The organism is Achromobacter agilis (assembly GCF_900496965.1).
In the GTDB taxonomy this organism is placed as follows: Bacteria; Pseudomonadota; Gammaproteobacteria; order Burkholderiales; family Burkholderiaceae_B; genus Achromobacter; species Achromobacter agilis.
In genome coordinates this window covers 44,045-59,752 of sequence record NZ_UFQB01000017.1, presented here as the reverse complement: position 1 = coordinate 59,752, position 15,708 = coordinate 44,045, and the positions used below count along the sequence as shown (strand labels likewise).

Genomic DNA, 15,708 nt, shown 5'->3' with positions numbered 1-15,708 from the left:
CTATTCGTCCTTGCCGGAAAGTTTGTCCGCCAGCGTGGCGGGGAACCAGAGAAACGCCAGACCGATCAGGATGGGCAAGAAGCGTCCGCTGAAAATATTGCCCAGGTTCAGGAAGCCCAGCGCGATCATCGCCGTCCAGGCCCATTTGCGATAACCGCCGCTCTTGCCGCCCAGGGGCATGGCCTTCTGCTTGGCCAGTTCTGGATCGCCGAACCATTCGGCCAGTTGCGCCGGCGCCACGGGGCCGGAGGCCGACCAGCCCAGTTCCGACTCGCTCAATTCGCGGGTCAGCTTCAGATTGCCGGCCTTGTAGTCCGTGATCTTGGTGCTGTCGCCCACCTTCACCCGCCAGTTGAAGGCGCCCAGCGCCAGCTCGACCCGCGAGGTGTAGTCGTACAGCTTGTGGTACAGCTTGGAACGCCAGCGCACGCTGGTCGCGTTGTTATGGCTGGGCCAGGTATCGCAGACCTGCACGCGCTCCCAGCCCTCGTCCGTTTCCACCAGCCAGATGAAGCCCTTGGCCGGATTGAACAGCAGGTACTCGATCCAGTCCGAGGGCTCTTCGGGATCCGGGTCGGCGCATTTCATCAGGCCGATGAGGGTATAGGACGCGCCGTCGATCGTGGCCTGCGCGCCCAGCGGCAGCGTGGTCTTGATCGCCTTGACCTTGCGGGCCTTTTCGATGACTTCGGCGGTGGGGCCCGAACAATCGACGGCCGCCGAGCACGACGGGCAGACGACCTGAGTGGCCATGGCGGCCACGAAACTGATCGGGCCGCCGCAATTCGGGCAGTCCAGCGCCTTGATCTGGCCGCGGAAACGGCCGGCGGTTTCCTCTACTTGCTCGTGGGTGCGCAGCGAGCCGGCCTGCATGGCCGACAGCTCGAACGCCTTGCCGATATAGAGCTCGGGCTCGGGCCCGTCGGAAAAGTCCAGCGTCAGGAAGGCGTCCAGGCTGCGGAAGTCCGCCACCTTGGCCTGCCAGCCCTCGCCCGGCACGAACGGCAATTCGCCTTGCGCCCCGCCCGCGTCGCAGGCCCGCACGTCGGCGGCCGTGAAGCGCTGGCCGTCCAGCTTCAGCTCGTCGCCCGGCGCGATGTCCTCGAACGCCGGCAGGCCCTGCGCGGCCTTCACCTTGCGCCGCCGGGTCACGGCATACTGGCCCGACGCGTCCGACAACCAGCCGTCGGAGCCGTCCTCGAACCACAGGTACCACTCGTTCCAGAAGCCTTCCCCGTAGCGCAGCTGGATGCGGCCGATCACGTCGAAGCGCTTGCCCTCATGCTTGCCGGCCGCGCCCAGGCACAGGGGCGAGTAATCCTCCAGGACGTCGGCCATTTCGCCGATGCGCTTGACCGACTCGGCATCCTTCAGCAAGGTGCTGCGGCAGGCGCCGCAGACCGCCATGACCGAAGCGGTGGACGTGAACTTGACTGGGGCGCCGCACTGCGGGCACAGAACCTGTTGCATTAGGACCTGTTCACGCTAGTGGGTAAGCTGCTTCAGCACTTCGGCCTTGGCCGAATCGTAGTCCGCGGCCGTGATCAGCCCCTTGTCCAGCAAGTCCTTGAGCTGCTGCAGGCGTTGTACCGGATCCGCGCCAGCGGCGGCCGGGGCCTGCTGCGGCGCTTGCTGCGAGGCCTGCTGCGGCGGCTGCCCCTGGGCCGCGCCCAGGCCTTGCGCCATGGTCTGGCCCAGCGCCGCGCCGGCCGCCAGGCCCGCGCCGATGCCGGCGATGCCGCCTTCGTTCTGCGCCGCCAGCGGGATCGAGGTGGCGGTCTGGTACTGGGTGAACTTGCCCAGGTCGCCAGCCATGCCCATCGAAATCCGCGTATCCAGCGCCTTCTGCAGCTCTTCCGGCAGCGAAACGTTCTCGACCGTGAAATTGTCCAGCTTGACGCCGTAGCGGTCGAACACCGGCGCCAGCTGCTCGCCGATGCTTTGCGACATCAGCCCCTGGTTGCCGGCGATGTCCAGAAACGGCACCTTGGAGCTGCCCAGCGCGGTGGTCATGGCCGCGACCACCATGTTGCGCAGCTGCGCTTCCAGGTCGTCGACGGTGTATTCGTCGCGCGTGCCGCTGATCTCGCGGTAGAACTTGCCGGGATCGGAGATCTGGTACGAGTACACGCCGAACGCGCGCAGGCGCACCATGCCGAACTCGCTGTCGCGCAGCGTGACCGGCTGCGCCGTGCCCCAGCGCCGCCCCAGCTGCAGGCGGGTGCTGAAGAAGATCACGTCCGACTTGAAGGGGGATTCGAACAGCTTGTCCCAGTTCTTCAGGTAGGTCAGGATCGGCAGGGTCTGCGTCGTCAGCTTGTACATGCCGGGGCCAAACACGTCGGCCACCTTGCCTTCGTTGACGAAGACCGCCATCTGCGATTCGCGCACGGTCAGGCTCGCGCCGTACTGGATTTCGAAATCCTGCATCGGATGGCGCCAGGCGAGCACGCCGTCGCGATCCTCGTTCCATTGCAGGATGTCGATGAACTGCTTGCGGATGAATGAACCGAGACTCATGGAAAGTCCTCCTGTCGGGTCGGAGTCGGCGCGCCTGCCTGGATCAGGTCAGGCAGGCGGCGTTGACGATGCCGGCGGCGATCGAAATCGAACCGATCAGCCCGCCCATGGCGATATTGTTTTCCTCGATGGCGTCGTTCATGCCGCGGATGCACCGCGCCACCACCACGTACACGACGATCTGGACCAGCATGGCGGCAATGCCCCATACCAGGAACATGACGAAGCTCGCATGGATGGCGATACTGGCGCACAGCGTGAAGCTGAAGCCCACGAGCGCGCCGCCATAAGAGAGCACGGCGGCGATATTGCCTTCGCGGATGAGTTCGAATTCCCGATAGCGCGTAACGGCCGTATAGACCCCGGTGAAAACGCCCAGCATGGCGAGCGCCGATGCCATATAAATCAGATAGGTCACCGCCGGATGCATTGCTTCTCCCATTGCCAGCCTCCCAATTGCGCGCAGTATATACGCGGGCTTCGATATACTGCGAACGCATTTTTCGTGTCGGACACCTCATGCGCGACCGCGTTCTCATCCTCTCGGTATTGATCGTCGCCTCCTGCGGCCTGGGCTATGAGCTCATCAGCAGCGCGCTCGCCAGCTATTTGCTTGGGGATTCCATCCTCCAGTTCTCTTCCGTCATCGGCTGCTATCTGTTCGCCATGGGCATCGGCTCATGGTTGTCAAAATATGTAAAAGACGAAGACGTTTTGAATCGATTTATCGACGTGGAGCTGCTGGTCGCGCTGCTGGGCGGCGTATCGGCCGCCGTGCTGTTCCTCGTCTTCGCGTGGCTGTCCGCGCCGTTCCGCGCCGCCTTGTACGTCGGCGTCTTCATCATCGGCCTGATGGTCGGCATGGAGATTCCGCTGGTGATGCGCGTATTCAACCAGCGCAAGGCCGAGTTCCGGGAAATCGTCAGCCGCGTGCTGACCTTCGACTACCTGGGCGCGCTTGCCGTATCGCTGGTGTTTCCCTTGCTGCTCGCGCCCAAGCTGGGGCTGCTGCGCACCGGCTTTCTGTTCGGCATGCTGAACGCGAGCGTGGCCCTCTGGACCACCTGGCTGTTCCGCGCCGAGGTCCGCCGGCCCGGTGAACGCGCCGTCCGCGCCTGCGTGGTGATCGGGTTCCTGGGCCTGGGCTTCCTGTATTCCGGCAACATGACGGCCTGGGCCGAGAAAGGCCTCTACGGCGACGAGGTCGTGCATGCGGAAACCACGCCCTACCAGCGCCTGGTGGTCACGCGCTGGCACGACGACCTGCGCCTGTACATCAACGGCAACCTGCAGTTCTCGTCGCGCGACGAGCACCGTTACCACGAGTCCCTGGTGCACCCCGGACTGCAGGCCCTGCCCTGGGCGCGCAACGTGCTGGTGCTGGGTGGCGGCGACGGCCTGGCCGTGCGCGAGATCCTCAAGTACAAGCATGTCGAGCACGTGACGCTGGTGGACCTGGACCCCGCCATGACGGGGCTGTTCTCGCGCTCCGAGCCGCTGACCCGGCTGAACGAAGGGTCGCTGAAGGATCCGCGGGTCAAGGTCATCAACGACGATGCCGGCCGCTGGCTGGAAACCCACGCCGAAGTCTACGACTTCATCGTGGTGGACTTTCCAGACCCGTCCAATTTCGGCCTCGGCCGCCTGTACTCGGTGCCCGTCTACCACCTGATGGCGCGCCACCTGGCCGAGAACGGGTACCTGGTGGTCCAGTCCACCTCGCCCTACTTCGCGCCGCGCTCGTTCTGGAGCGTGGACGCCACCCTGAAGGAGGCCGGCCTGAACACCTGGCCGTACCACGTCTACGTGCCCTCCTTCGGCGACTGGGGCTTCATCCTGGCCGGCAAGCGCAAGGACTACGCGCCGCCGGAGAGCATCACCGTGGCCACGCGCTACCTGGATCCCGTCACGACGCGCGAGCTGTTCCATTTCCCGGCCGACATGCCGGCGCTCGCGATGCCGCCCAACCGCTTGAATGAGCAGTCGCTCGTGCGTTACTTCGACGAGGACTGGCGCCAGGTCATCCGCTGATGCGCCGCCGCAGCTTCCTGTTGGGCGCGGCCACGGCCGCCGCCGCCGGCACCGCCGGCTACTGGCGATCGCGCATCGTCGAAACCACGCCGGACGTCCGCTATCCCGGCATGCAGGCCGGCCACGCCCTGCGCGACGGCGCACCCTGGCCGCCGCCCACGGCAAGCCGCCAGCATGGCGTGGCGATCCTGGGCTCCGGCGTCGCCGGCCTGTCCTGCGCTTGGAAGCTGGCGCGCGAAGGCTACACGGACTTCATCGTGGTGCAGGGCCCCGAGTTCGGCGGCAACGCGGCCGCGGGCCGGCGCGACGGCCTGGACTATCCCCTGGGGGCCCATTACCTGCCGTTGCCGTCGCTCGCGTCTTCGCACGTGCGCGAGATGCTGGCCGACTTCGGCATCATCGAAAGCGGCGCGGGCGAGCTCCGTCCGTACTACGACGAGGCCGTGCTGGCGCATTCGCCGCAGGAACGGCTGCTGCGCGATGGCCGCTGGGAAGACGGCCTGCTGCCCATGGCCGGCCTGCCCGAGGCGGAACTGGCCCAGCACCGCCGTTTCCTTGCCCTGGTGGAACGCCTGCGCACCGAGACCGGCAGCGACGGCCGCAAGGTCTTCAGCATTCCGCTGGCGCTGTCGTCCCGCGATCCCGCCTGGCGCGCGCTGGACGCCCTCACGTTCAAGCAGTGGCTGGAGCGCGAAGGCTATTCTTCCGCGGCGCTGCACTGGTACCTGGACTATTGCTGCCGCGACGACTACGGCGCGCGGTACGACGTGGTGTCGGCCTGGGCCGGCCTGCACTATTTCGCCAGCCGCGACGGGCACGCCGCGAACGCCGGCGAAGGCGCGGTGCTGACCTGGCCCGGCGGCCTGTCCGTGCTGGCCGACCGCATGCGCGACGCCATCACACGCAAGCTCGGCCATGCCGGCTGGCTGGTCGCCGGCACCGCCTTGCGGGTCCAGGACACGGCCGCCGGCCCCCTGGTCACCTGCCTTGCGCCCGGCCCCGCGCCCGCCGCCTACACCGTGCAGACCCGCCGCACGGTATGCGCGATGCCGCTGTTCGTGGCCCAGCGCATCCTGCCCGACATCCGCGCCTACGGCTACGACCCGGCCGTGCACGCGTCCTCGCACGCGCCCTGGATGGTGTCGAACTTCATCATGGACGGCTATCCCGCCGAGGCCCCCGGCGAGCCGCTGTCCTGGGACAACGTGGTCTACGGCGGACGGGCGCTGGGCTATGTCGTGTCCACGCACCAACTGCTGCGCGTGGCCCCGTCGCCGCGCAGCGTCTTCACGGCCTATCACGCGTTGAGCGGACAGACGCCGCGGGCCGCGCGCGACTGGCTCGCCGCCGCCAGCCCCGACGCGCTGCGCGCGGAAGCCGCCGCCGACCTGGTCGCCGCGTACGGCAAGGAATTCTGGCGGCGCGCGCGGGCGCTGGAGATCACGGTGCGCGGCCACGCCATGGCCTCGCCCTTATGCGGCTATCTGTCCAACCCGGGCCTGGCCGCCCTGCGCGACGTGGACGGCCCCGTGCTGTTCGCGCATGCGGATTTGTCCGGCTATTCCGTGTTCGAAGAAGCCGCGTGGTGGGGCGTCGTGGCGGCGGGCAGGATCCTCGGGCAGGCGCCTGCGCAGGCCTGATACCGGCGCGTGCCGCAAGGCCCGCTGCAATACAATTCGGCGTCCCCGCCGGCGGCACGGCGGCTTTTGGCGAAACTCGGGTGGAAGCGTATGGGAAAGCAGGTCGTCGTCCTCGGTGCGGGCATCGTGGGTGTGTGCTGCGCGCTTGAGCTGTTGCGCCGGGGCATGTCGGTCACCCTGGTCGACCGGCAGGAGCCCGGGCGCGAAACCTCGCTGGGCAACGCCGGCGTGATCGCCCGCAGTTCGCTCATGCCCTTCAACCACCCCGGCCTGTGGGCCCAGCTGCCCCGGCTCTTGAAGAACGACACCGTCCAGTTCCGGTACCGGTGGAACTACCTGGCGAAGAACCTGGGCTGGGCAACGCGCTTCCTCCTGAACGCCCGGCCTTCGGTCTTCAGGGAAACCGTGGCGGCGCTGGACGGCCTGATCCGCGTGTCCGCGCCCGAGCACCTGCGCCTGCTGGGCGAGGCCGGCGCCTTGCACCGGCTGCGCGATACCGGCTGGATGCTGCTGTACCGCTCGGAACAGGCATGGAACGGCAGCGAATTGGCGCGCCGGACGTTCGCGCAATACGACGTGCCGGCCCAGGCACTGAACGCCGCCGAAGTGGCCGAGGTCGAACCCGCCCTGTCGCCGATCTTCCCCCGCGCGCTGTGGATCCAGGGCTCGTATTCGGTCGATGATCCGCACGAAGTCACCGCGGCCTATGCCGATCTGTTCCGCCGCCGTGGCGGCGCCTTCACGCAAATGGCTGCCGGCGCCATCCGCCGCGACGGCCAGCGCTGGACGATCCAGGGCGGACACGATTCCGCATCGCTGTCGGCGGACCGGCTGGTCGTGGCCCTGGGGCCATGGTCGAAAAGCTTGCTGAAGACCGCCGGCATCGACCTGCCCCTGGCGTTCGAGCGGGGCTATCACATGCACTACAGCGGCTTGGAAGGGGCGAGCCTGTCGCGTCCCGTGCATGACACCGGCGGCGGCTACGTGCTGTCGCCCATGGCCCGGGGCCTGCGGTTGACCACCGGCGTGGAACTGGACGCGTGCGAGGCGCCCGCCCGCCCCGAACAGCTCGATCTGGCGGAGGCCCGCGCCCGCGAGGCCTTTCCCCTGGACCGGCGCCTGGACGAGCACGCCTGGCTGGGCCGGCGTCCGACGCTGCCCGACAGCCGCCCGATGATCGGCCAGGCGCCGCGCCATCCGGGCCTGTGGCTGGCGCTGGGGCATCAGCACATCGGGTTCAGCACCGCGCCGGGCACGGCCAGGATTCTGGGCGAGCTCATGTGCGAGGAAGGCGCCACGGCGCGGCACCGCGCGTTCCGGCCGGAACGTTTTCTCGCCAGTGCCTGACGCCCCAGTGTCTGACACCCCTTGTATCTACAAAATGCCCGTCCGGCTGAAGCAGACGTTGCCGGGTGTCAGACACCAACGGAAGGCCTGGGTGTCTGACACCCCGGCGGCGCCGCAACAAGCCATAGATTGTCTCGTACGGGTGTCAGACACTACGCAAGTGTCTGACACCCCTACGAAATACCCGTCCGGCTGAAGCAGGCGTTGCCGGGTGCCAGACACCAACGGAAAGCCTTGGTGTCTGACACCCGGGCGGCACCGCCGCAGCCCATAGATTGTCTCGTACGGGTGTCAGAGACTGACGCATCGGCGCCTATCCCAGCAGCAAGGCGTCGTCGGAAATCTTCTCGCCGCGCACGCGCTCGAACATCGCGAGCAGGTCCGGCACGTCCATGCCGCGGCGCTCGTCGCCCGAGACGTCCAGCACCACCTGCCCCTGGTGCAGCATGACCGTGCGGTCGCCGACGTCCAGGGCCTGGCGCATGCTGTGCGTAACCATCATCGTGGTGAGCTTGCTTTCCGAGACGATGCGCGCCGTCAGCTGCAGCACGAAGTCCGCCGTGCGGGGATCCAGCGCCGCCGTATGCTCGTCCAGCAGCAGGATGCGCGACGGCTGCAAGGCCGCCATCAGCAGGCTGACCGCCTGCCGCTGCCCGCCCGACAGCAGGCCGATGCGGTCGGCCAGGCGGTTTTCCAGGCCCAGGCCCAGCGTGGCCAGGCGTTCGCGGAACCCCTCGCGCATGGACGCCTTAACGGCGCGACTATAGCCGCGGCGGGCGCCGCGCATCTGCGCCAGCGCCATGTTCTCTTCGATGGTCAGGTCTTCGCAGGTGCCGGCCATCGGGTCCTGGAACACCCGGGCCACGCTGCCCGCGCGTGCCCAGACCGGCTGGCGCGTGACGTCCACGCCATTGATGTCGATGCGCCCGGAATCGACCGACAGGTCGCCCGAGACCGCATTGAGGAACGTGGACTTGCCGGCGCCGTTGGAGCCGATGACGGTCACGAACTGGCCCGACGGGATTTCCAGCGACAGACCGCGCAAGGCGCGCGTCTCGATCGGCGTCCCGGCGTTGAAGGTAATTTTCAAGTCTTTTGCAGACAACATTTCAGTACTCCCTTGTGCAGCCGCAACACGTGCGCCGCACGAATCCAGTGCAACCCGCCGCGCCGAGGCGCCCCAGAGGGAACGCCGCGGGCGTCTTGGACGGGTTATCGCTTGCCGACCAGGCGGCGCTTCAGCATGGGGATCACCAGCGCGATCGTGACCAGCACCGCCGTGACGAGGTTCAGGTCCTGCGCCTTCAGGCCGATGAAATCGCTGTTGAGGGCCAGGGCGATGAAGAAGCGGTAGACGATGGCGCCGATGATGACGGCCAGCGTCGCCAGCACCAGCTTGCGCGACGGCAGGATGCTCTCGCCCACGATCACCGCGGCCAGGCCGATCACGATGGTGCCGATGCCCATGGAAATATCCGAGCCGCCCTGGGTCTGGGCGAACAGCGCGCCTGCCAGCGCGACCAGCGCGTTGGACAGCGCCATGCCGCCGAGGATCATGCGGCCGGTGTTCACGCCCTGGGCGCGGGCCATGCGGCCGTTGGAACCGGTGGCGCGCACGGCCAGCCCGGTCTGCGTAGCGAAGAACCAGTCCAACGCAAGCTTGGCCAGGACCACGATGACGGCCAGGATCAGCGGGCGGGCGACGTAGTCCGACAGCCAGGCCGGCTGCAGGACGGTAAAGACGGTGGATTCGGTGATCAGCGGCACATTGGGCTTGCCCATGATGCGCAGGTTGACCGAATACAGGGCGATCATCATCAGGATGCTCGCCAGCAGATCCATGATCTTCAGTTTCACGTTCAGCCAGCCGGTGACCAGGCCTGCGGCGGCGCCGGCGATCGTGGCGATGACGGTGGCCAGGAACGGATCGGTGCCCGACGCGATCAGCGTGGCACAGACGGCTCCGCCCAGCGGGAAGCTGCCATCAACGGTCAGGTCCGGGAAGCGCAGCAGGCGGAAGGAGATGAACACGCCCAAGGCCACCAGGCTGAAGATCAAGCCGATCTCCAGCGCGCCCAACAACGAAAACAATGACATGGGTCAAATCCAGATAAGGTAAGAAACGAGCATATTAAAGAGTTGAAACGTCGGATTTCTTGCGTTTCGGGGTCAGTTTTACCCCAGCTTTCGCAATAAACGTTTCCCAACCCGTGATTTTCTCTCGTTTCCTGCCAAAGCATTCCCGCGCCGGGCGGCAAAAATCCGCCGGCGGGAGTCCGCAGGACCGTTCAGGGAGCAAAAACGCCGGGCGCCGCGCCACGTGGGTGGGCCGCCGGGCCATTCAAGACCAGCACATCGCGCCGGGCCGCGAGCATCTCGTGAACGCTGCCGCCCTGAAGACCTTGGGTAAAGCAAAAACTCAAGAAAAACCCCGCGCACGCCGGGTAGGCATGGCGGGGCGGGTACGGTATTGAATTACTTCACGACCACCGCGGCAGACTTGATCACCGCGTCGGGCAGCGTCACGCCCTGCTTGGCGGCCGCGCCCGGGTTCACGTAGAGCTCGAGCTTGGAGCTGGTTTCCGAGGGGATGGCGCCCGGCTTCTCGCCCTTGAGGATGCGCACCACGATCTTGCCCGTCTGCACGCCCAGGTCGCGGTAGTTGATGCCCAGGGCGGCGATGCCGCCGCGCTTGACGCTGTCGGTGTCGGAAGCGATCAGCGGGATCTTGGCGTCGTTGCCGACCTTGACCAGCGATTCATAGGCGGACACGACGTTGTTGTCCGTGTTGGTGTAGATGACGTCGACCTTGCCGATCAGGCTGCGGGCGGCGGAGGCCACGTCCACGGAACGCGGCGCGGCGGCTTCGACCAGGCTCATGCCCGCCTTGGGCAGGATTTCCTGGAGCTTCTTCACGACCACGACCGAGTTGGCCTCGCCCGGGTTGTAGACCATGCCCACGCGCTTGGCGTTGGGGACGATCTTCTTGATCAGCTCGACCTGCTTGTCCAGCGCCAGCAGGTCCGACACGCCGGTCACGTTGGTGCCCGAGGCGTCCATGCTGGGAACCAGTTGGGCGGCGACCGGATCGGTAACGGCGGAATACACCACCGGCACGTCCTTGGTGGCGGCGACGACGGCCTGCGCCGACGGCGTGGCGATCGCGACGATGGCATCGGGCCTGTCGCCCACGAACTTGCGCGCGATCTGCGCGGCGGTGCCGTTGTTGCCCTGGGCGCTCTGGTATTGCCACTTCAGGTTCTTGCCCGGCTCGTAGCCGGCCTGCTTGAGGGCGTCTTGCACCCCGTCACGCACGGCGTCCAGCGCCGGATGCTCGACGATGGCGGTGACCGCCACCGACTTCTGCTGCGCGGCCACGGGCGCGGCGATAGCCATCGCCAATGCCATGGCGCCAACCGTCAGAAAATGTTTTTTTCCGATCAGCATAGGTAAGCTCCTTGAACCCTTGGTGTTTGTCCATTTGATTATGGCCGCCGCCGGCACCTTGCCGGCCAGCCTGACCATAAAGCCGTATAGTCTAACTTGCCGTCACCCAAAATGACTTGGGGGGAATCCCTGTAATGGTGCATACCGTCCGGCGCCCGTCTTGCAGCCCCCCGCCGCTTCCAGAGGCCTCACCATGATCAAACGCGCATTGGGCCGTTCCGGCCTGCAGATTCCTCCGCTCACCTTCGGCGGCAACGTCTTCGGCTGGACCGTGGACGAGGCCGGCACGTACTCCCTGCTGGACGCCATGGTGGATGCGGGCCTGAATTTCATCGACACGGCCGATGTGTATTCCCGATGGGTCAAAGGCAACCAGGGCGGGGAATCCGAGACGCTGATCGGCAAATGGCTCAAGCGTTCGGGCAAGCGCGACCGCGTGCTCATCGCCACCAAGGTCGGCATGGAAATGGGGCCCGACGCCAAGGGGCTGGCGCCGGCCTACATCCGCCGCTCCCTGGAAGCATCGCTCGCCCGCCTGCAGACGGACTACGTGGACCTGTACCAGTCGCACCAGGACGATCCCGACACACCGCTGACCGACACCCTGGCCGAATACGCCAAGCACATGGAGTCGGGCAAGGTGCGCGCCATCGGCGCCTCCAACTACACCGCCGTGCGGCTGTCCGAAGCCCTGATCACCAGCGAACGGCACAGCCTGCCGCGCTACGAGAGCATCCAGCCCGAATACAACCTGTACCGCCGCGAGCCCTTCGAATCCGGACTGCAAAGCCTGGTGAAGACGCAGCAGATGGGCACGATCAACTATTACGCGCTGGCCAGCGGCTTTCTCAGCGGCAAGTACCGCAGCCCCGCCGACGCGGACAAGAGCCCGCGCGGCCGCAAGATCGTCGAAACCTATCTGAACGACCGCGGCTACCGCATCCTGAAGGCACTGGACGACGTCTCCGAGGAAGCCGGCTGCACGCCCGCGCAGGCCGCGCTGGCCTGGCAGATCGCCCAGCCTGGCATCACCTCCCCAATCGTCAGCGCCACCTCGCTGGCGCAGCTGGACGAACTGGTCAAGGCCGCCAGCCTGACGCTGACGCACGACCAGCTGGCCAAGCTCAGCCAGGCCAGCGACTGGCACTGAAGCGCGGCGCGCGCCGGCTGGCGCGCGCCCGCCCTTTCCCCGTCAATCCAGCTTGACGCCGGAATCCTTCACCACCTTGGCCCAGCGGTCGACCTCGCTGTCGACGAACTTGCCGAACTCGGCGCCGGTCAGCGTCGGCACCGCCGAACCGTTGCCGGCCCAGGTTTCCTTGATTTTCGGCGCGTTCAAGGCCTTGGTGATTTCGGCGCTCATTTTGTCGACGGCCTCCTTGGGCGTGCCTGCCGGCGCCCAGATCGCGTACCAGGTCGACACCACGTAGTTCGGCACGCCCGCCTCGGCGGCGGTGGGCACGTCGGGCAGCGACGGCGAGCGTTCGGTAGCGGCCACCGCCAGCGGCTTGATCGAGCCCGCGCGGATGTGGCCGGCCGACGAGCCCAGTCCGTCGAACGCCAGGTCTACCTGGCCGCCGATCAGCGCCGACAGCATCGGCCCGGCGCCCTGGTACGGGACGTCCACCAGCTTGATGCCGGTCTGCATCGCGAACAGCTCGCCGGCCAGATGGTGCGTGCTGCCCTTGCCCGCCGTGCCAAAGTTGATTTCGCCGGGGCGCTTCTTGGCGTAGGCGATGAGCTCCTGGACGGTCTTCACCGGCAGCTTGCCCTGGTTGATGACGATCACCTGCGGCGGCTGCGCGACGAGCGCCACCGGCACGAAATCCTTCTGGATGTCGTAGTTCAGGTTCTTGTACAGCGACGGGGCCAGCGCGTGGTGCGCGCCGCCCATGAAGAAGGTGTAGCCGTCGGGCCTGGCCTTGGCCGCCACACCGGCGCCCACGGTCCCGCCCGCGCCGCCCTTGTTGTCGATGACCACCGTCTGGCCCAGCTGCGTGGTCAGTTGCTGGGCCAGCGGACGGGCGAAAGTGTCCGTGCCGCCTCCGGCGGGGAAAGGCACGATCAGCGTGATCGGGCGCTCGGGCCATTGCGCGGCGGCGGCGCCGCTTGCGCCCACGGCAAACACGGCGAACACAGCCGCGGCGATAGTGCGATATTTCATATTGTCTCCTCTTGCTGCAGCATGGGGACGGCGCGATTCTAGTGCGTCTCGTCTCTCGAATTTTTTATTGAATGAAGCTGCTCGGGTTTGGTGGCTCTATCTGGGAATGGGCTCCTGAAATGTAAGATTGCCCCGCTGCTCGCGGGCGTTGCGCGCTTGCCGGCCCGCGGCGGGAAGGCCGCTCCCCCGCGAGGGCAGCGGCGGCCGCCGGCGAGGCTCAGAGCGCCTGGTAGGTTTCGCGCAGCACGTTCTTCTGGACCTTGCCCATGGTGTTGCGCGGCAGCTGATCGATGATGTGCACGCGCTTGGGCACCTTGAAGTTGGCGATGCGCGCCTTCAGCTCGGCCTGCATGGCCGCCGCGTCCAGCGCCGCGCCTTCCTTGGGCACCACCACGGCCACCACGGCTTCGCCGAAGTCGGCATGGGGCACGCCGATGACCGCGGATTCGGCCACGCCGGGCATGTCGTCGATCAGCGTCTCGATTTCCTTGGGATAGACGTTGTACCCGCCCGAGATGATCAGGTCCTTGCTGCGGCCCACGATGGACAGGTAATCGGCGGGCACGTCGCGCCCCGCGGATTCGCCGCCCCAGCGGCCCACGTCGCCCGTCTTGAACCAGCCGTCGTCGGTGAATTCTTCGCGGGTCTTCTCCGGCATGCGCCAGTAACCCGAAAACACGTTGGGCCCGCGCACCTGCACGTTGCCGATTTCGCCCGGCGCCAGCGCGATGCCGGCATCGTCCACCACGCGCACCTGCACGCCCGGCAAGGCCCGGCCGACGGTGCCGGCCAGGCGCTCGCCCAGCTTCGGGTCATAGGGGTTGGACGTGAGCATGACGGTTTCGCTCATGCCGTAGCGCTCCAGAATGGCGTGGCCGCTGCGCTTCTGGAAATCGGAGAAGGTTTCCGCCAGCAAGGGGGCCGAGCCCGAGATGAACAGCCGCATCCTGGCGCAGACGCCGCGGTCGAAGCGGGGGTCCGACAGCAGGCGCACGTAGTACGTCGGCACGCCCATCATCACCGTGCTCTGCGGCAGATAGCGCAAGGCCAGGTCGGCATCCAGCTTGGGCAGCCAGATCATCTTCGCGCCGGCCAGCAGCGCGCCGTGGGACGCCACGAACAGGCCGTGCACGTGGAAGATGGGCAGCATGTGCAACAGCACGTCGTCCTTGCGCCAGCCCCAGTAATCGTTCAGCACGCGGGCGTTGGCGGCCAGGTTGCCGTGCGACAGCATGGCGCCCTTGCTGCGCCCGGTGGTGCCGGACGTGTACAGAATCGCCGCCAGGTCGTCGGGCTTGCGCGGCACGGTCTTGAAGGTCTGCGAAAGGCCGCCCGCGGCGTCCAGCAAGCTGCCGCTGCGGTCTTCGTCCAGCGTAAATACGTGCGCGCAGCCCGCCTTGTCGGCGGCGCGGCGCACCCATTCCAGATTCTTGCTGGCGCACACGACCACGGCCGGCTCGGCGTTGCCCAGGAAATACTCGATTTCCGATTCGCGATAGGCCGTGTTCAACGGCAGGTACACCAGCCCCGCGCGCAGCGTGGCGAGATACAGCAGCAGCGCTTCCGGCGACTTCTCTACCTGCACCGCCACCCGCGAGCCGGCCGGCAGGTCCAGCGAAGCCAGCAGGTTGGCCATGCACGCGGTGGCGCGATCGATGTCGTCCCAGGTGTATTGCAGGTCGGGCGTTTCCAGCGCGACTTTGCTGCGGTCTTTGGGAAAGCCGCCTTGCAGGACAGCATATAGATTAGCGTTGCTCACCTTGTCTAGTCTCCGGAAAAGGAAGGATCTACACCGGCCAGGAAAGCGCGCACGCCCTCCTTGTGGTCCCGGCTTTCGGCGTAAGAGAAATAATCCTGGTATTCGTCCTCGGTCAAGGCTCCGCCTGCGGCGAGCCTGCGGGACAGGCGTTTGTTGATGCGCGCGGCAAGCGGCGCCCCCCGCGCGATGCGCTGGGCGCTCTGCGCGGCGGCGTCGGCCACCTCGCCATCGGCCACGATGCGGGTCAGCAGGCCGAGTTCGCGCGCTTCTTCCGCGCCGAACACACGCCCCTCCAGCAGGATGGCCAGGGTGGCGGCGCGCCCGGCCAGCGCCAGGAGGCCGCTCATTTCATCGGGCGCCATCGGAAAGCCCAGCCGGTTGATCGGTACGCCGAAGCGCGCCGAACGGCCGGCGATGCGCAGGTCGCATTGACTGGCGATTTCCAGCCCGCCGCCGACGCAGACGCCCTCGATCTGGGCCACTACGGGCTGCGGGCAATGAGCGACCGCCCGCAGGGCGGGCGCCAGCACCTCGCGGTGGTAGCGCTGTACCCCGGCCAGGTCCGCGCGCTGGGCGGGAAACTCGCGGATGTCGGCGCCCGCGGCGAAATTGCCGCCTTCGCCGCGCACGATCACGCAACGCACGCCATCGTCTTGCGCGATGCACTCGAACACCTCGCGCAATTCATGCCACATACCCACCGTGATCGCGTTCAGGCGCCCCGGGTGCGATAGCGTCACCCGGGCCAGTTGCCCCTCGCGCTCCAGCAGCACGCGGCCGGCCACATTTTCCGTCATGAC

The 15,708-nt window shown here is 67.0% G+C and carries 13 protein-coding genes; 4 read left to right on the top strand and 9 right to left on the bottom strand.

What is annotated here, in order from left to right:
• Genes AGI3411_RS19310 through AGI3411_RS19300 form a run of 3 tightly spaced genes read right to left on the bottom strand, consistent with a single transcriptional unit; the run spans position 1 to position 2,950 of the window.
• Entirely contained in the window at positions 1-1,470 is a 1,470-nt protein-coding gene (locus AGI3411_RS19310; RefSeq protein ID WP_129528951.1) for a DUF4178 domain-containing protein, read from the bottom strand.
• 15 nt (positions 1,471-1,485) lie between these two features.
• On the bottom strand, positions 1,486-2,520 hold the full coding sequence (locus AGI3411_RS19305; RefSeq protein WP_129528950.1) for an SPFH domain-containing protein: 1,035 nt from the start codon (positions 2,518-2,520) through the stop codon (positions 1,486-1,488).
• A gap of 43 nt (positions 2,521-2,563) precedes the next feature.
• On the bottom strand, positions 2,564-2,950 hold the full coding sequence (locus tag AGI3411_RS19300; protein WP_129529038.1) for a DUF350 domain-containing protein: 387 nt from the start codon (positions 2,948-2,950) through the stop codon (positions 2,564-2,566).
• Between the two features lie 89 nt (positions 2,951-3,039).
• Here AGI3411_RS19300 and AGI3411_RS19295 point away from each other — a divergent pair, with 89 nt between their 5' ends.
• From AGI3411_RS19295 to AGI3411_RS19285, 3 genes are all read left to right on the top strand, one after another.
• Complete coding sequence (locus tag AGI3411_RS19295; protein ID WP_129528949.1) at positions 3,040-4,551, top strand: polyamine aminopropyltransferase; 1,512 nt, start codon at positions 3,040-3,042, stop codon at positions 4,549-4,551.
• On the top strand, positions 4,551-6,191 hold the full coding sequence (locus AGI3411_RS19290; RefSeq protein WP_129528948.1) for an NAD(P)-binding protein: 1,641 nt from the start codon (positions 4,551-4,553) through the stop codon (positions 6,189-6,191). Before AGI3411_RS19295 ends, AGI3411_RS19290 begins: the two co-directional genes overlap by 1 nt.
• 90 nt (positions 6,192-6,281) lie before the next feature.
• A complete protein-coding gene (locus AGI3411_RS19285) occupies positions 6,282-7,538 on the top strand; it encodes an NAD(P)/FAD-dependent oxidoreductase (RefSeq protein ID WP_129528947.1) in 1,257 nt (418 codons plus the stop codon).
• A 313-nt stretch (positions 7,539-7,851) separates the two neighbouring features.
• Here AGI3411_RS19285 and AGI3411_RS19280 read toward each other — a convergent pair whose 3' ends face one another.
• From AGI3411_RS19280 to AGI3411_RS19270, 3 genes are all read right to left on the bottom strand, one after another.
• Positions 7,852-8,646, bottom strand: coding sequence for an ABC transporter ATP-binding protein (locus AGI3411_RS19280; protein ID WP_129528946.1), 795 nt, complete (start codon positions 8,644-8,646; stop codon positions 7,852-7,854).
• A 104-nt stretch (positions 8,647-8,750) separates the two neighbouring features.
• Positions 8,751-9,635, bottom strand: coding sequence for an ABC transporter permease (locus AGI3411_RS19275; protein ID WP_129528945.1), 885 nt, complete (start codon positions 9,633-9,635; stop codon positions 8,751-8,753).
• 378 nt (positions 9,636-10,013) lie between these two features.
• The gene (locus AGI3411_RS19270; protein WP_129528944.1) at positions 10,014-10,985 is read right to left on the bottom strand and encodes an ABC transporter substrate-binding protein; all 972 of its coding nucleotides are present in this window, start codon (positions 10,983-10,985) and stop codon (positions 10,014-10,016) included.
• Between the two features lie 193 nt (positions 10,986-11,178).
• Here AGI3411_RS19270 and AGI3411_RS19265 point away from each other — a divergent pair, with 193 nt between their 5' ends.
• A complete protein-coding gene (locus tag AGI3411_RS19265; RefSeq protein WP_129528943.1) occupies positions 11,179-12,135 on the top strand; it encodes an aldo/keto reductase in 957 nt (318 codons plus the stop codon).
• A 42-nt stretch (positions 12,136-12,177) separates the two neighbouring features.
• Here the strand turns inward: AGI3411_RS19265 and AGI3411_RS19260 are convergent, their stop codons facing one another.
• From AGI3411_RS19260 to AGI3411_RS19250, 3 genes are all read right to left on the bottom strand, one after another.
• The gene (locus AGI3411_RS19260; RefSeq protein WP_129528942.1) at positions 12,178-13,149 is read right to left on the bottom strand and encodes a Bug family tripartite tricarboxylate transporter substrate binding protein; all 972 of its coding nucleotides are present in this window, start codon (positions 13,147-13,149) and stop codon (positions 12,178-12,180) included.
• A 217-nt stretch (positions 13,150-13,366) separates the two neighbouring features.
• Positions 13,367-14,908: a malonate--CoA ligase gene (locus AGI3411_RS19255; protein ID WP_129528941.1), complete on the bottom strand. Its 1,542-nt coding sequence runs from the start codon at positions 14,906-14,908 to the stop codon at positions 13,367-13,369.
• A 5-nt stretch (positions 14,909-14,913) separates the two neighbouring features.
• Positions 14,914-15,705 carry an enoyl-CoA hydratase/isomerase family protein gene (locus AGI3411_RS19250; protein ID WP_129528940.1) on the bottom strand — a complete coding sequence of 264 codons (792 nt, stop codon included), beginning with the start codon at positions 15,703-15,705 and terminating at the stop codon, positions 14,914-14,916.
• Positions 15,706-15,708: the final 3 nt, after the last annotated feature.

What these genes read in the sequence shown, in the direction of transcription:
- AGI3411_RS19310 (WP_129528951.1), bottom strand. Translation starts at nt 1,470, where the DNA reads ATGCAACAGGTTCTGTGCCCGCAGTGCGGCGCCCCAGTCAAGTTCACG.
- AGI3411_RS19305 (WP_129528950.1), bottom strand. Translation starts at nt 2,520, where the DNA reads ATGAGTCTCGGTTCATTCATCCGCAAGCAGTTCATCGACATCCTGCAA.
- AGI3411_RS19300 (WP_129529038.1), bottom strand. Translation starts at nt 2,950, where the DNA reads ATGCATCCGGCGGTGACCTATCTGATTTATATGGCATCGGCGCTCGCC.
- AGI3411_RS19295 (WP_129528949.1), top strand. Translation starts at nt 3,040, where the DNA reads ATGCGCGACCGCGTTCTCATCCTCTCGGTATTGATCGTCGCCTCCTGC.
- AGI3411_RS19290 (WP_129528948.1), top strand. Translation starts at nt 4,551, where the DNA reads ATGCGCCGCCGCAGCTTCCTGTTGGGCGCGGCCACGGCCGCCGCCGCC.
- AGI3411_RS19285 (WP_129528947.1), top strand. Translation starts at nt 6,282, where the DNA reads ATGGGAAAGCAGGTCGTCGTCCTCGGTGCGGGCATCGTGGGTGTGTGC.
- AGI3411_RS19280 (WP_129528946.1), bottom strand. Translation starts at nt 8,646, where the DNA reads ATGTTGTCTGCAAAAGACTTGAAAATTACCTTCAACGCCGGGACGCCG.
- AGI3411_RS19275 (WP_129528945.1), bottom strand. Translation starts at nt 9,635, where the DNA reads ATGTCATTGTTTTCGTTGTTGGGCGCGCTGGAGATCGGCTTGATCTTC.
- AGI3411_RS19270 (WP_129528944.1), bottom strand. Translation starts at nt 10,985, where the DNA reads ATGCTGATCGGAAAAAAACATTTTCTGACGGTTGGCGCCATGGCATTG.
- AGI3411_RS19265 (WP_129528943.1), top strand. Translation starts at nt 11,179, where the DNA reads ATGATCAAACGCGCATTGGGCCGTTCCGGCCTGCAGATTCCTCCGCTC.
- AGI3411_RS19260 (WP_129528942.1), bottom strand. Translation starts at nt 13,149, where the DNA reads ATGAAATATCGCACTATCGCCGCGGCTGTGTTCGCCGTGTTTGCCGTG.
- AGI3411_RS19250 (WP_129528940.1), bottom strand. Translation starts at nt 15,705, where the DNA reads ATGACGGAAAATGTGGCCGGCCGCGTGCTGCTGGAGCGCGAGGGGCAA.